Below are 14,644 nucleotides of genomic sequence, written 5' to 3'. Positions count from 1 at the left end.
AGCGGATCTCACAATGATCGACCTTGAACGGAACCTGCTGCTTGCCGCGATCGACGCGCTCGACGCTGGCGTCGCGGTCCTTGACCGCGACCAGCGAGTGATCGGCTGGAACGATTGGCTTGCGTCGGCTAGTGGCGTTACGGCGCCGCAAGCCGATAAGAAGACACTCGCCGAGATCTTCCCGGGGAAACTTTCCACGCGCCTTACTGGTGCGATCTCCGAGGCGTTGGAGTTGAATTCATCAAGCTTTCTGACGCATACGCTCAACCGTAACCTGTTGCCGCTCAGGACGCGGGCCGGGCTGGAGATGCTTCACAATATCTCAGTCCGGCCGCTCGGGAAGATGCCCGAGCTAAGATGTGTCTTGCAGATCGTCGACGTCACGGCCTCCGCATATCGGGAGCGCGTTCTTCGTGAGCGCCAGAATGCGCGTTATGACGCAGTAGTCGAAAGTGCGCCGGATGTCATTCTCACGCTCGATACGTTGGGTTTGATTCAATTCGCCAATCCATCCGCCCTTCGGGAGTTGGGCTACGAAAAACAGCAGCTGATTGGTCGACCGCTTTCGCCTCTGTTCGACGAGCCCGCACGGTGGGATGAATTCTGGCAAGACGTTCTGAACAGTCCAAGTCCGCCGCGACCGATTGAGCTTGTGGCTCGCCGGCAGAACGGTTCGAGCAGCTATCTGGAGGTATCGGCCTCCCGCTGGCTCAGCTCCGGCCATGTGTTCGTCACGGCAATTCTTCACGACGTCAACGAACGGCACAAAGCCGAGGAAGCATTACGGACCTTAAATTCGACACTCGAACTTCGAGTAGCGGAGCGCACGCAGGAACGCGATCAGATCTGGCAGGTCAGTCAAGATATGCTGGGTGTGGCAAGTATCAACGGCGTTTGGATCAGCGTGAATCCGGCCTGGGAGCGCATCCTTGGATGGTCTTCCGCCGACATTCTGGGCAAGACCTCGGAATGGCTCGAGCACCCGGACGACGTGCGGGCGTTTCGTGCGGAGTTCGATCGCCTTGCGGCTGCCGAGAAGACCTTCAACTTCGAAAACACCATGCGGACGCGAAGCGGCGACTATCGCGTGCTCGCTTGGACGGCCGTCAATGCCCGTGGGCTACTGTACTGCGTTGCGCGAGACATTACGGAGCAACGCCGGCAGGAGGACGCACTCGCCAAGACCGAAGACGCCCTGCGCCAGTCCCAGAAGATGGAGGCGGTCGGCCAGTTGACGGGCGGTCTGGCGCACGACTTCAACAACCTGCTCACGGGCATCTCTGGCAGCCTAGAGCTCTTGCAAATTCGCATCGCACAGGCACGCTACAAGGATGTCGATCGATACATCTCGATGGCGCGAGGCGCCGCAAACCGCGCAGCCGCACTGACGCATCGATTGCTGGCATTTTCACGACGGCAGACTCTCGACCCAAAGGCAACGGACATAAACCGCCTCGTTGCTGGGATGCAAGATCTAATAAACAACACGGTTGGGCCCGCGATCGAGGTCAAGACCGTCGAGGGAAGTTCATTGTGGGCCACGCTGGTGGATCCCAACCAACTTGAAAACGCGCTGCTCAATCTTTGCATCAATGCCCGCGATGCAATGCCCGACGGAGGAAAGATTACGATCGAGACGGACAATTGCACGTTGGACCAGCCCGCGGCTGCCGAGCGCGAGATGAAGGCCGGCGAGTATGTTGTTCTTTCAGTTTCCGACACCGGCACAGGCATGACGGATGAAGTAATTCAGCGCGCGTTCGACCCCTTCTATACGACGAAACCGTTGGGACAGGGCACCGGCTTGGGTCTATCGATGATATACGGATTCGCCAAACAGTCCGGCGGCCAGGTTCGCATCTCATCGAAATTGGAAGCGGGTACAACAGTCCACATTCTTCTGCCGCGGCATGACGAGCGGGAATCTGCTGCGGACGACGTTGGAGATTTTGCCGGCGCTCCGAGAGCTGGTGCTGGTGAAACGGTCCTCATCGTCGATGACGAGCCTTCAGTGCGCATGTTGGTCACAGAGGTACTTGCCGAGCTCGGATACAGGGCGATCGAAGCCGCCGATGGTTCAAGTGCGCTACGTGTTCTTCAATCCGACGTGCGTATTGACCTGCTGGTGACTGACGTTGGATTGCCTGGCGGGATGAATGGACGTCAACTGGCCGATGTTGGCCGACTGGATCGGCCGAAACTAAAGGTATTGTTCATCACCGGCTACGCGGAAAAAAGCGTTTTTGCAAAGGACCGGCCGGAAGAGGGAATGGGTATCCTGACGAAGCCCTTTGCGATGGACAGCTTGGCGGCGCGCATCAAGGAATTGATCGCGACCCACGGTTAGAGCTCTCACGGTTTGCTTAAGCTCGATCCGCAGCGACCTGCCTCACGGCCCTCACGATGTTCTCTGGATGGTAGGGTTTCTGCAGCGTCAGACTTCCGGACACTGGGCGGGGTACGACGGGAGAGAAGCCCGTCGCATAGATTACGGGTAGCCCGGGGTCATGCTCTCGGCAAAGCTCGGCTCTCAACCGGCGTCCAAATTTTGCCCCCTCGTATTGCCGCATCTGCGAATGTTACCCTGATGGCGCCATTACCGATGACGATCCGATGTCGATTAATCGGTCGCGCCAGATGGCTTTCCCGGCTTGCTCGACGAGAGGGGCTGTGGGCGGGTCGGGCCCTACATAGCCCGAGCCGTCCACAACCCCGGGCAATGGGGCAGCGGTCGTGGCGTCGTCGAGCGGGCACTGGGCGACCAACCGTTCGGCAGCCCTCCGTCTGAGCGTCCTCAGCAGACGTTGCACAATCGAATGCTGTCTCTTTCCGAACTCCTCGGGGTATTTCTCGTGCAGCCGGCCGACAATTGCGAGCGCCGTCAGCTGCGGCTGCTCTGCGAGCCACGCTTCGATCACGGCAATATGCGGGTCGAGCTTGGACGGCATGCGAACTCTGGTCTTATAGGGCCGACGAGTTCGCCGGTGCGTGGCACGCGGCTCGCCGACCGTCGCGGTCTTGCCGAGCGTCTTCGCGAACGTCGCCGCGGTCGCTTGCAGGATGCTAGTGTGAGCGGGTTGCAGGCCGCGCGCCTGTCCGGCACGACGATCGACGCGTTTTGCCTAGTTCCTCTTGGGTTGCGCGAATCTCCGCCAACAGCGCGACCGGATCGAGCGAGCGATACTGATCGCGCAGCCGTTTCTTCACGGCCGCGGTTACCTTGGGATGCGCCAAGGCACGCTCACAGGGCGTCGATGGGAGATGATAGCGCTTGATCACTTTAGCCCCTTCGCGACGCTTCTCCTTCAGCTTGAACGATGGCTGGAAGAAGTTGACGTAGAGCCGTGCCGCCGCATAGAGGCGGCCCATCATGCGCGCTGTCTCGATGCCATCGAAGCGGCCATAGCCCATGAAGCGGCGGACAACCGCACCATTCTTCTGCTCGACGAACGCCTGGTCGTTCTTCTTATAGGCGCGCGAGCGTGTGACTTCGAGCTTCTGTTCACGACACCATGGCACGACGACATCGTTCATGAAGGCGCTGTCGTTGTCGAAGTCCACGCCGCGCAACAGCCAGGGGAACAGACTCTGTGCGCGGTTGATCGCCTCGACGACCAGCGAACCTTCCCGCGTCAGCAACGGCAGGCACTCCGTCCAGCCGGTGGCGACATCGACCATCGTCAGGGTTTGGATGAACGAGCCGGCCACCGACGTGCCGCCATGGGCGACCATGTCGACCTCGCAGAAGCCCGGCACCGGGCTGTTCCAGTCATTGAACGTGCGGATCGGGACCTCGCGCCTGATTGCCGAATAGAATCCGGCACGGCGCCGCCTGCCGCCGCTCGCCGCGATCTTCACATCGACGAGCAGGCGATCGATGGTGGCGGCGCTGATAGCCAGAACACGATCACGGTCCGACTGGCCAAGCTGCAATCGGCCATGTTGCTCAAGGGCAGGCAGCAAGGTCGGGATCATCACCTTGAGCCGCTTGCCGCACACCCGATCTGACGCCTCCCACAGCGCCGTCAGCGCGTCCTTGATCGTCGCGCCATATCTGCGTCTTCGCTTTCTTGTTGCCTCGACCTCGCCCGGTCCAACCGTCTCGAGTCGCCGGAGCGCGCGCACCGCATGCTTGCGATGCCAGCCCGTCGTCGCGCACAGCTCGTCGAGGATCCGTCCCTTCTCCGCTCGTTTGGCCGACCGGTAACGCTCCGTTACCGCCGACACCACCTCGCGCCGCGCGCCCATGCTGATCTTTCCCGCCATAGACGCCACCGAACCAATTCGATGGCATCGACCCAATCATCGGCGAGAAGTTGTCCAGTAACATTCTGGGTGAGGCAATGCGCCCCTCGTCGGCGTCCAATTAGGTGCAAGCCGAAACACACACGACGAGTCTCACGGTGACCACTCCTGTGTACCACCGGGACTTTTCGAAAAGCCTTAGGTAAATGCGGAGTTTCGGGCGCTTAGCGGGGCCGATGGCGGAGAGAGTGGGACTCCCATCCCCCATGCCGCGATTGCGCAAAAACAGCCGAAAAACAAGGATTCCCGAAAAGCCCGGCCGAATTTTGTGACCACCGCTGTGTACCACCGCGACGGCCATTTCGGCCGTCAATCTCGGACGATTTCGAGACGCTTGAGGTCGCCGGACGCCCTGACCGTTGCTCTATCCGGACTTCCCGGCCTCTATGCGATCGAGACGTAGCCGGTGTCTATGGTCGGTAAGCAGGCGAGCGCCTCCCAGGACGGCCGCCAGCGTTCCCAGGCCGGTGCCGCCGGCGATCAGGAACATGATCAGCAATTGATATTTGACCGCATCGACCGGCTCGACGCCGGCAAGGATCTGGCCGGTCATCATCCCGGGCAAAGAAACGAGGCCGATCGCCGCCATGCTGTTCACGATCGGCATGAACCCACTTCTCAAGGCGTCCCGTATGATCGGCAGCATTGCTTGGTGTCGGCCGCCGCCTAGCGCCAGACAAGCTTCTACGGCGGCCCGTTCGCGCACCAAGCTGTTCGTCAGCACGTCCAGGCCAAGGCTTATTCCGGTCATGGTGTTGCCCAGCATCATGCCCAGCAGAGGCAGCGCATAGCGCGAGTGATACCAAGGATCGGGGCGTAGCTCCGTGAGGAGCGCGAATATCGTGACGGTGCCGGCGGCGACTAGCGTGCATGTCGCTCCCAGACCGTACTTCCAGACCCCCCTCAGGCGTCGCTTCTGCCGCGCGACGATCTCCCGCGAGGCGAAGAGAACCATGACGAAGGCGGCGAGTGCGGTCCAGAGCGGCGAGACCGCGGCAAACAGGAACGTCAGCACGTATCCGACGAGGACGAGCTGAACCGCCATCCGGACGGTCGCGATGGCCAGTTGCTTCTCGAGCTTGAGGCGGAGAACAAGAGAGAGGACGCCATCCATGACAACAAGGAGCGCGGGTAGCACCAGATCGCCGTACGAAAGCTGAATGTACGTCACGGCCGGCTTTCCTTGATGTCGCCGTCAGGGCCCATCGCGAAAATCCTTGATCCGACACGTCGCGCTTGAGCGTCATCGTGGGTGCTCCAGATGACGCTCGTTCCATCCGCGACACGTTCGGCAATCAATGCCTCGACGGTGGCGGCGGATGCAGAGTCGAGCGCCGAAGTCGGCTCATCCAGCAGCAGGACGCGCGACCGCAGCATCAGCCCCCGCACAAGCCCCAATCGCTGTCTCTCGCCCGTCGAAAGTCTCTGAACCGGCCAAGGTCCGCAGTCGCCCGGAAGGCCAAGACGCATGACCAGCGGTAGTGCATCATCCCAGGCCGTGAAGTGCTCCTGCACGATGTCGGACCACCAGCCGGGCTCGGCGGCGAGATAAGTCACTTGCTTTCGCCAGGCGGGCGCGAACACCGCCTCCCGCGGCGTTCCGTCAAGCTTGACCGCCCCTTCGTTGGGGTCGAGGTCCGCGATCGAGCGAAGCAGCAAGGTCTTCCCGACGCCGGATGGTCCCTGCAGGGCGACGCATTCGCCGTCCTGCAGATCGAATGACACGGCGATGTGCAGGCGCTTGAGCCCGCTGACCGTCAGCATGCGTCAAAGCTTGAGCTTTAGCCGGTCGGCGACCCGTCGGGCGATCTCCGACGGCGCCTCTGCCGGGTACGGATGCACCGAGCTGACATTGATCTCGCCGAGCACGTAGCTGTCGCTCCCATCAGGCTGGACGGGGCCGAGCATGAAGTCGGCGTCCCAGATCGCCGGCAGGTCGCTTGGCGCGATATCCAGCAGCGAGGTTAGCTGCAGCGTCCACTCGTCTTCCATCAGCCGACGCAGCCGCTGGAAGCGCGGGTCGGCGTTGGACGTGTAGAGCCGCGGCCCGGCCGCGGCGCGCGCGGCCGGCGACTCCACCAAAGCTTTGACCTTGTGGTGACCGAAGCCGGCGCAGCGGTCGCCGGCCATGTAGCAACGCACGACGCCCTCATCTAACCGGGGCTGGAACGCCTGGTCGACCACGCTGCCGTTCTCGAAATACTCCGCACAGCGGCGGAGAAAATCGTCCAGCGTCAGTTCCTCCGGCGTGTCTTTGGTCGCTTCCAGCACCCTGATCATGGATAAGGTCGCCAGCTTCTCGACCTTCCAGACGCCCTGGCCACCATTGCCCCGGTTGCGCTTAATCACGCGCGGGCCGGAGGCGAGCCGCGACGGCAGCTCGGCGCGCATCGCAGCGGCGGTTTGGTACAGCGCCATTTCGCCTCCCCAGCCCATGGAGCGGGTGCGATAGAGGACCTCCTTGGTGCCCATCTTGAGGATGACGTCCGGGTGGGCGCTCACCCAAACTCCTTGCGCGGCGACGTCGCGCAGCAGGGCGTCGAGACCGGCGCGGTTGCGGCCGTCTTGGATGGGGTTGACCCAGACGAGTACGCCGTCAACCGCGAGCAGTTCTTCGCGGGCGGCCTCCGCAAAACTCTCGTCGTAGATCACGGGGCGCCCCTCGATGCCGACGGCGGCAAGCGCATCGAATACGTCGACGAAGCGGCCGCTTTTCGGGGTGGGATCTCGACGCGCGGCGGCGTCTCCTCGCGAGAGGATGGCTACCGTGCGTCGGGCGGAGGAGTGTTTTTCGGTGTCCATGCGCGAGCTCCACGTGTTGCGTGCTGCGCAGAGCTTGGACCGAAGTCTCGCCGGGAGTCTGCTTGATCCCGCCCCGGCACTCTACGTGAGATCGCGTGGATCCTTCAAGCGGCGGTTTTCCGTGGCCGGCGCGTTGACCCGGCGGTCAGGTCTTCTCCGTTCCGGACGGCGGTGAAATTTTCGTGACGGTCGGTTTCACGCGCCCGAGCGATCGCGGGTTGACAGCCTCGCCGAGTGAGTTTTTAGTCGCGTGACGGGGATATGCGATCTCCCCGCGAGGCGTCATGCTCAAGAATCGCGTCCTGATCACCAAGGGCGCAGCATGTCAGCATTGTACACCTACCTTTCACCCGACAAACTTTCTCGATCGGTAGGCTCGGCGGTCGCGCCGCGCTGGGCCGGCTCGCGGCTTCGCGCGGCGTTTCGCGCATCGAGCGGGTGAACCCAGGTCTTCTCCTACACGACCGATGTTGCCGCGACACGATCAGGGGATCGCACGATGGGCCGGCCAACAAGGTCAGGTGAGGCCGGATGCGGGACTACTTCTGGGGCTGGGACCACCAGGAGATCAGACATGCGAACTTCGACGATCTATCAGGTAGCGATATTCGTGGCGCTTGCAGCGGGACTCTCGCCTGCCCGCGCCCTGACCCAAGACGAGTTTGTCGCCAAGATCCAGGCGGCCGGGTACTCGCAGGTGACCGACGTCAAATCAACCGCCGAGGGCATCACCGCCAAGGCTGTGAAGGACGGCAAGCCGGTGACTCTCGTCGTCGATAGCAGCGGCCAGATCAAAGAGCGGAACTGAGATGGAGGACGCGCACGATGAAACGCAAAATCCTGTCCCTGGCAGTGGCTGGCCTCGCTCTCGCCTACTTGTCCTTTGTCTACATGGCGCGCGCGCAATCGATCGATTGGCGAAAGGTCGACGAGACCCTCGGCCGGAAGGCCGCGGTCTCCGATGACATCCACCGCTACGGCTTTCCACGTAGCGACCTTTCGGTGACCCTGGACGGCGTGACGATCAAGCCTTCACTGGCGCTTGGGGGATGGGTCGCCTTCAAACCTGGGCACGGTGGCGCCATGGTCATGGGCGACCTTGTGCTGCTTGAGACCGAAATTAACCCTGTGATGGCGAAGATGATCGCGAGCGGTCTCGAAATCACAGCCGTGCACAATCATCTGCTGCGCGCGAGCCCGGCGACGTTCTACATGCACCTGGCCGGCCACGGCGACCCCCTCAAGCTGGCCTCGGCGATCCACGATGCGCTGGCTGAGAGCACGACGCCGCTGACTATCGCGGCCCCCGCGAGCCCGCCGCCTGCCGTGGACCTCGATACGGCGAAGCTCGACCAGATCATCGGCGTTAAAGGCCAAGCAAACGGCGGGGTCTACCAGTTCAACGTGAAGCGGCGCGACCCGATCACGCAAGACGGAACGCCGTTGACGCCCGTCGGCCCGATGGGCGTGGCGATCGGCATCAATTTCCAGCCGACCGGGGGCGGAAAGGCCGCCATCACGGGCGACTTCGTGCTGACGGCCGACGAGGTCAACCCCGTCATCGTGGCGCTGCGGACACACAGCATCGAGGTGACGGCGCTACACAGTCACATGCTCGATGAGCAGCCGAGGCTATTCTTCATGCACTTTTGGGCGAATGACGACGCGATCCGGCTTGCCGAAGGCTTGCGCGCTGCCCTGGACAAGACGGCGAGCACGAAGAACTGAGGCGAAGATCGCAAAGGAGGCGATCCGATGTCCTACCGGGCCAAGCCGCTGCTCGCCCTAGCGTTCATGTCGATCTCGTTGATGGGAGCGTCCGCCATGGCTCAGACCGTGAATTTCGATGACGCTCCCGCGGGAACGTCGCCTGAAGGTTGGATCCTTACGATGACTGGCCGAGGAGAGGCGAACTGGACCGTTGAGCCAGACCACACGGCGCCGAGCAAGCCGAACGTCCTCAAGCAATCCGGCAGGGCGACTTTCCCAGTGGCGCTCAAAATGGGTACCGACATCCGCGACGGCTTCGTCGAGGTGAAATTCAAGGCGGTCGCCGGCTCCGAGGATCGCGCTGCGGGACTCATCTGGCGCGCGAAGGATGCCGACAACTACTACGTCGTCCGGGCAAACGCTTTGGAGGACAATGTCGTGCTCTACAAGACGCTCAACGGCGTTCGAACGTCTCTGGATATCGCAGGTCGCAAGGGCGGATATGGCATGAAAGCGCCCGTGGCCTCCGGCCAGTGGCACGTGTTGCGCTGCGATTTCACAGGAACGCGGTTCAGGGTGACATACGACGGACGGCAGTTGTTCGATGTGGAGGACGCCACGATCTCCCAATCGGGCATGATCGGCCTGTGGACCAAGGCGGATAGCGTGACCCTGTTTGATGATCTGACGTATGGTGAGGTCAAATAGGTCCCTGTCCCGTTGCCGGAGATAACCATGGAACACTCGACCCCTGATGGTCGCGACTGCCTTGGTGATCGCTTCCGTCTGCCCGCTGCGGGCAGAAGAAAACTTGGTCGCCTACAAATCACTAGCTCCAGAGTTGGCATTCGATCTTGCACGCGCCGCGTTGAATAGCTGCCGCTCCCGGGGATTCCAAGTCGCAGTCGCCGTGGTCGATCGTTTCGGCGTGACGCAAGTGATGCTGCCTGATCGCTTTGCAGGTCCTCACATGCCACCAACGGCGGCAGGCAAGGCTTGGACGGCCGCGTCGTTCAGGACCAGTACGACTGAGCTCAATGCGATCAGTCAACCCGGCATGTTGCAGGCGGGCATTCGCCATCTTCCTGGAGTAGTCATCATAGGAGGGGGACTGGTGGTCGAAGCCACCGGCTCGCTGGTCGCAGCGGTAGGTGTCTCCGGAGCTCCGGGGGCGACGCTGACGAAGCGTGCGCGAGGGACGGCATCGACGCCATCCGCGACAGGCTGGAATTCTGACCTAGATATGGAGCTGCTCCAGTATCCTAGATTGGGACCTGACCCAATCGCCAGCGAGGCCTCTCCCGCTGCGACGCTAGAAGTGAGAGCAATCTGTGAACTAGCTCATTTTAGATTGAAGGAGATCGTGCCCTAACAGGAAGGCGAGTTCGAGGATTGCACCAGGAGCGGGCAATGGCGATCACCACCGAAAGGACCTCGTTCACCAAAGACATCCAGGGCCGCTACCTCTGCAACAACCTGGCCGAGGTTGATGCGTGGAAATCCACAGGCGGGCGACCATTCGATTTCATCATCGTGGGAGGCGGTACGTTCGGCTCGGCTATCGCCGAGCATCTGTGGTTCCGACAGAAGCAGAGTGGCGGCGGATTGCGGACACTGGTGGTAGACGCCGGGCTGTTCACCGTTCCTGAGCACGTCCAGAACACGGGGATCCAGGGGTTCGGCGATCCGGCCAATCCATTCTTTCTGGACGAAAATTTGCCGCAGCCGGAGCCGCCACGCAACGAGGTTTGGGGCATTCCTTGGAAATCGACCATTCCCTTCAAGGGACTGGCGTATACACTCGGAGGCCGATCACTCTATTGGGGCGGTTGGTCGCCTCGTCTTCTGGACGAGGAGATGTCGGGTTGGCCGGCAAATACCGTAGCCGATCTGAACAGCCGCTATTTCGACGAGAGTTCGCGGCAGATCGGTGTCGACGAGGCGAACGACTTCATTTTCGGCGAACTGCAGAACGCGCTTCGTCGTCAGCTCTTCGATAATTTGTCCAGCGTGCCTGGGGCGATTACGCTCGACGCGCTCCCGCCCTCGCCGCTGCTGAAGCCCGGCGCGGACCCCGCACAGTTGCTCGGTCTGTCGTCGAGTGGCGGGCTTTCGCAAAACGACCTGCTGAACATGCTAAAGCTCGAAGCGCCGCTTGCCGTACAGGCGCGCCCCCCACATGCGGGGTTCTTCCCGCTCAACAAGTTCAGCGTCGTTCCGCTGCTCATGAAGGCGGCGCGAACCGCGGCGAGCGATTCCAACGGCAATGATTCCGTCAAGGAATTCATGGTGCTGCCCGATACGCATGTGCTGACACTGCGCACGGTGCCGACCGCGGCAGGGACATGGCGCATCTCCGGCGTCGAGACGAGCCGCGGCCCGATTGACCTGGCTCCGGGCGGCGCCGTCATCATGGCGCTCGGCACGATCGAGAACGCGCGGCTCGCTCTGGCGTCGTTCGATGCCACCGGACTTCCAACCCTGCCGCTCATCGGCAAGAACCTGATCGCTCACCTTCGCTCGAACCTCGTTATCCGCGTGCCGCGCTCGGCGATTCCCGGGCTTTCGTCGGCGGTGAACGAACTGCAGACCGCGGCCATGTTCGTGAAGGGCCGGGCGACGCGCCCAAATGGTGACCTGATCGGTCACTTTCACCTTCAGATTGCTGCGAGCGGCGGCGGCAATACCGTAGGCGGCGAGGACGAACTCTATCGCAAGGTGCCGGACGTCGACTTCTACGACCAACTGCGGACTTCGACCGATACGCATATCGCAATTGCAATCAGGGGCCTCGGAGAGATGGAGCCGGCCGACCCGGCCGATCCCGCCGCTCATCCAAGCCGGGTCGATTTGAGCGCGCGCACCGACGAATACGGGGTTCGTCGCGCATCGATTGCGCTAACACCGACACAGCGAGATCGCGATCTTTGGGCCGCTATGGATGCGGCAATGCAGAAGGTCGCCGCCACCTTCGCCAACGGGCAGCCGATGCAGGTGCTCCAAAGCAACCAGGACGGGCTTGGGACGACGCATCATGAAGCCGGGACGCTTTGGATGGGCACCGACCCGGCCGCGAGCGTCACCGATGGCAACGGACGCTTCCATCACACTGAAAACCTCTATGCGGCAGGCCCCGCGCTGTTCCCGAGCATCGGCTCTCCCAACCCCATGCTGACCGGGATCGCACTGTCGCGCCGCACGGGCGACTTGATCATGGCGCCGCCACCTGTCTTGGCCGATCCGGGCTTCGAAACGCTATTCGACGGTAACACTCTTGGTGACTGGACAATGTCGACGATCAGCAACCAGCCCGGTCGGAACGACCCTGGCTCGTTCCGGGTTCGGCGCGGTGTGCTCGAGACGCGAACGGGAACGGACCTTGGGCTCCTCTGGCTGAAGCGCCCCACGCCTCCTCGCTACGTTCTGCGGCTGCAATGGATGTTGACCGCGCCCGACGACAATTCGGGTGTCTTCATCGGCTTCCCCGACCCTCGAAACGAAGGTTACGACAACACGGCCTATGTCGGCGTCAACTTCGGCTTCGAAATTCAGATCGACGAATTGGCCCGACCGGACAGGGCACCGATCCACAGGACAGGTGCAGTCTACTCCTTCAAGGGGCCGACCGACGGTCCGCTGACTATCCATCCTGTCGGAGAATGGAACAGCTATGAAATCACCGTCGATGGTGCGGACATCACCGTCGTGCTGAACGGGCAGACGGTAAACATCTTCCATTTCGCCGGCGATCCGCAGTCTCCGCGCCGCGGTCTGCCGTCGACCGCGCAGGACCCGCGGTTCATCGGCCTGCAGACACATACGGGCCGAGTGCTCTTTCGCAACATCCAGTGGAAGCCGCTGGAAGGCGCTGTGGCATGAACTTGATGCCACTCGGATCATTGGGCGCCGTCGAAACACACGGAACGGTGACGTTCGGACTGTGGCTCCCCTGGGTGTCGGCGGCCGACAGCGACGTCGTCACCGTGAAGATCATCCATGAGGCAGATCAGTTTCTCCAGGCCTTTCCGGCTCGAGAGTTCCAGCTTACGCACAGTGTTCGTCCGCCGTATGGGGACTTCTGGTCGGCCACCGTACCCATCGCCGGCACGCTGCCCGCAGTGCCGGGCTCAGCTTGGGGCAATCCGGGCCGCTACGTCTATCGCTACACGATCACGAATCCGAGCGTAGGCACGCTCGACTGGATCATCGATCCCTTCGCACGCGAGTTCGGTGTCGGCAAGCAATCCGCCTTCACCCTGGGCTATGAGCCCTACGTCTGGAGTGCGGGCGAGGCGCAATGGCGGACGCCGGCGCTGGCAGATCTGATCCTCTATGAGGTGAACATCGCCGAGTTCGGCAGCGACCTCAATCGGGCCCGCGGCTTCGCGGCCTACCTAGCTGACCTCGGTATCAACGCCATCGAGATCATGCCGCTGTCCAACGTCGGCAACTCGGTCGACTGGGGCTATCTGCCGATCGGCTATTTCGGCGTCGACGAGCGCTTCGGCAATCGGTTGGATTTCCAGCAATTGGTCGACATTTGCCATCAGCACGGGATCGCAGTGATCGTGGACGTCGTCTATGGCCATACGGGCGTGGATTTCCCGTACTACGACGCCTACACGCGGCTGCGGTACCGCGACAATCCGTTCATGGGGCCGTTTGCCAAAGACTACTTCAGCAATTTCGGGAAGAGCACGGACTTCAATCGGGAGATCACGCGCGACTTCTTTTTCACGGCCAATCACCATTGGCTCGAGGTCTATCACGTCGACGGCTTCCGCTACGACTGCGTCCCGAACTACTGGGACGGGCCCATGGGCGTGGGTTATGCGAGCCTCGTCTATGAAACGCACCAACTGACCAAGGCGAACATCGCGTCGGGTCGACCTTACTGGAGCCGCTTCGACGCAGGAGCAGGCAAGCCGCTGACGCTGGTGCAAATGGCCGAACAGCTCGAAGCCCCCGAGGAAGTGCTGCGCTCGACCTATTCCAACTGCACGTGGCAGAACGGCACCTACGGCGCTGCGCGCGCGGTTGCCCATGGGGATCGCGGCCGGCTGGCCGACCTGGGTCTGCAGCTGGGCCTCTTCGGCTACCCCGACCGGGAGACGCTCAACGGTGACGAGATCCCCAAAACTGCACTTCAATACGTCGAGAACCACGATCACGAACGCTTCCTTTGCAATTTCGGGACCTCCAATCCCGACGAAGCCGTCAATCCGCTGTTCGCCGAGGGCGACCGGACACTCTGGTACATGCTGCAGCCCTATTTGATCGGCCTGCTGATGAGCAAAGGCATTCCGATGCTCTGGCAAGGCGAGGAATTTGCCGAGAACTACTTTCTGCCCGACTTTGGAATGGGCCGCGTCTCCCTGCTGCGGCCGATGCGATGGGATTTCTTCTACGATGAGTCCGGCCGACCCATCGTGAGCCTGATCCGCAGGCTGCTGCGGATCAGGCGGCGACGCGACCACATTCGTCAGGGCACGTACTTCTTCTTCAACGATTGGGATCGCTATCAGCAGTTCGGAGTCCTGCTGTTCGCGCGCTATGCAGCCACCCAGTACACGTTGGTCGCAATCAATTTCAGCGACACCGGCCGGACTGTCCCGTTCTGGTTTCCGATGGGGGGTGACTACGTCGAAGAGCTGCATGGCGGCGCTCTCGACCTGAGGAACGTACTTTCATTCCGGCGAGTAGATCTTGATATCCCGTCGCACTATGGACGGATCTGGACGCTGATGTAAGTGCGGCTGCAGCCCTCACCCAGTTCACGGCAGGGTCGATTACCGATCGACGCGCTCTCAGTGGCAGCTGATCTGAA

The 14,644-nt window shown here is 61.9% G+C and carries 11 protein-coding genes and 1 pseudogene; 7 read left to right on the top strand and 5 right to left on the bottom strand.

Features of this window, described 5'->3' with window-relative positions; all coding sequences use genetic code 11:
• Nucleotides 1-13 precede the first annotated feature (13 nt).
• Nucleotides 14-2,347, top strand: coding sequence for a PAS domain S-box protein (locus tag ML401_RS27115; protein ID WP_376717312.1), 2,334 nt, complete (start codon nucleotides 14-16; stop codon nucleotides 2,345-2,347).
• Between the two features lie 232 nt (nucleotides 2,348-2,579).
• Here ML401_RS27115 and ML401_RS27110 read toward each other — a convergent pair whose 3' ends face one another.
• From ML401_RS27110 to ML401_RS27090, 5 genes are all read right to left on the bottom strand, one after another.
• Nucleotides 2,580-2,948: a hypothetical protein gene (locus ML401_RS27110; protein ID WP_285807554.1), complete on the bottom strand. Its 369-nt coding sequence runs from the start codon at nucleotides 2,946-2,948 to the stop codon at nucleotides 2,580-2,582.
• Nucleotides 2,949-3,063: 115 nt separating this feature from the next.
• Nucleotides 3,064-4,266, bottom strand: a complete 1,203-nt coding sequence (locus ML401_RS27105; RefSeq protein ID WP_285807553.1) for a transposase family protein — start codon at nucleotides 4,264-4,266, stop codon at nucleotides 3,064-3,066.
• A gap of 403 nt (nucleotides 4,267-4,669) precedes the next feature.
• Nucleotides 4,670-5,476, bottom strand: a complete 807-nt coding sequence (locus tag ML401_RS27100) for an ABC transporter permease (protein WP_285807552.1) — start codon at nucleotides 5,474-5,476, stop codon at nucleotides 4,670-4,672.
• Nucleotides 5,473-6,069: an ATP-binding cassette domain-containing protein gene (locus ML401_RS27095; protein WP_285807551.1), complete on the bottom strand. Its 597-nt coding sequence runs from the start codon at nucleotides 6,067-6,069 to the stop codon at nucleotides 5,473-5,475. Before ML401_RS27095 ends, ML401_RS27100 begins: the two co-directional genes overlap by 4 nt.
• 3 nt (nucleotides 6,070-6,072) lie before the next feature.
• Nucleotides 6,073-7,107 (bottom strand): Cj0069 family protein, encoded by a 1,035-nt coding sequence (locus tag ML401_RS27090; RefSeq protein ID WP_285807550.1) that lies wholly within the window; start codon nucleotides 7,105-7,107, stop codon nucleotides 6,073-6,075.
• 574 nt (nucleotides 7,108-7,681) lie between these two features.
• Between ML401_RS27090 and ML401_RS27085 the strand changes: the two genes are divergently transcribed.
• The 6 genes and pseudogenes from ML401_RS27085 (at nucleotide 7,682) to ML401_RS27060 (ending at nucleotide 14,567) form a co-directional block, all read left to right on the top strand.
• Complete coding sequence (locus ML401_RS27085; RefSeq protein WP_038949341.1) at nucleotides 7,682-7,915, top strand: PepSY domain-containing protein; 234 nt, start codon at nucleotides 7,682-7,684, stop codon at nucleotides 7,913-7,915.
• A 17-nt stretch (nucleotides 7,916-7,932) separates the two neighbouring features.
• A complete protein-coding gene (locus ML401_RS27080; RefSeq protein WP_285807549.1) occupies nucleotides 7,933-8,835 on the top strand; it encodes a DUF1259 domain-containing protein in 903 nt (300 codons plus the stop codon).
• A 27-nt stretch (nucleotides 8,836-8,862) separates the two neighbouring features.
• On the top strand, nucleotides 8,863-9,525 hold the full coding sequence (locus ML401_RS27075; RefSeq protein ID WP_038949339.1) for a hypothetical protein: 663 nt from the start codon (nucleotides 8,863-8,865) through the stop codon (nucleotides 9,523-9,525).
• Between the two features lie 46 nt (nucleotides 9,526-9,571).
• Nucleotides 9,572-10,053 (top strand): annotated as a pseudogene (locus tag ML401_RS27070) (heme-binding protein).
• A 174-nt stretch (nucleotides 10,054-10,227) separates the two neighbouring features.
• Entirely contained in the window at nucleotides 10,228-12,696 is a 2,469-nt protein-coding gene (locus ML401_RS27065) for a family 16 glycoside hydrolase (RefSeq protein WP_285807548.1), read from the top strand.
• On the top strand, nucleotides 12,693-14,567 hold the full coding sequence (locus tag ML401_RS27060; protein ID WP_259217168.1) for an alpha-amylase family glycosyl hydrolase: 1,875 nt from the start codon (nucleotides 12,693-12,695) through the stop codon (nucleotides 14,565-14,567). The genes ML401_RS27065 and ML401_RS27060 overlap by 4 nt, the downstream gene beginning before the upstream one ends.
• Nucleotides 14,568-14,644 lie beyond the last annotated feature (77 nt).

This window comes from Bradyrhizobium sp. 62B (assembly GCF_030272265.2).
GTDB lineage: Bacteria > Pseudomonadota > Alphaproteobacteria > Rhizobiales > Xanthobacteraceae > Bradyrhizobium.
This window is presented reverse-complemented; position numbering and strand designations above follow the sequence as displayed.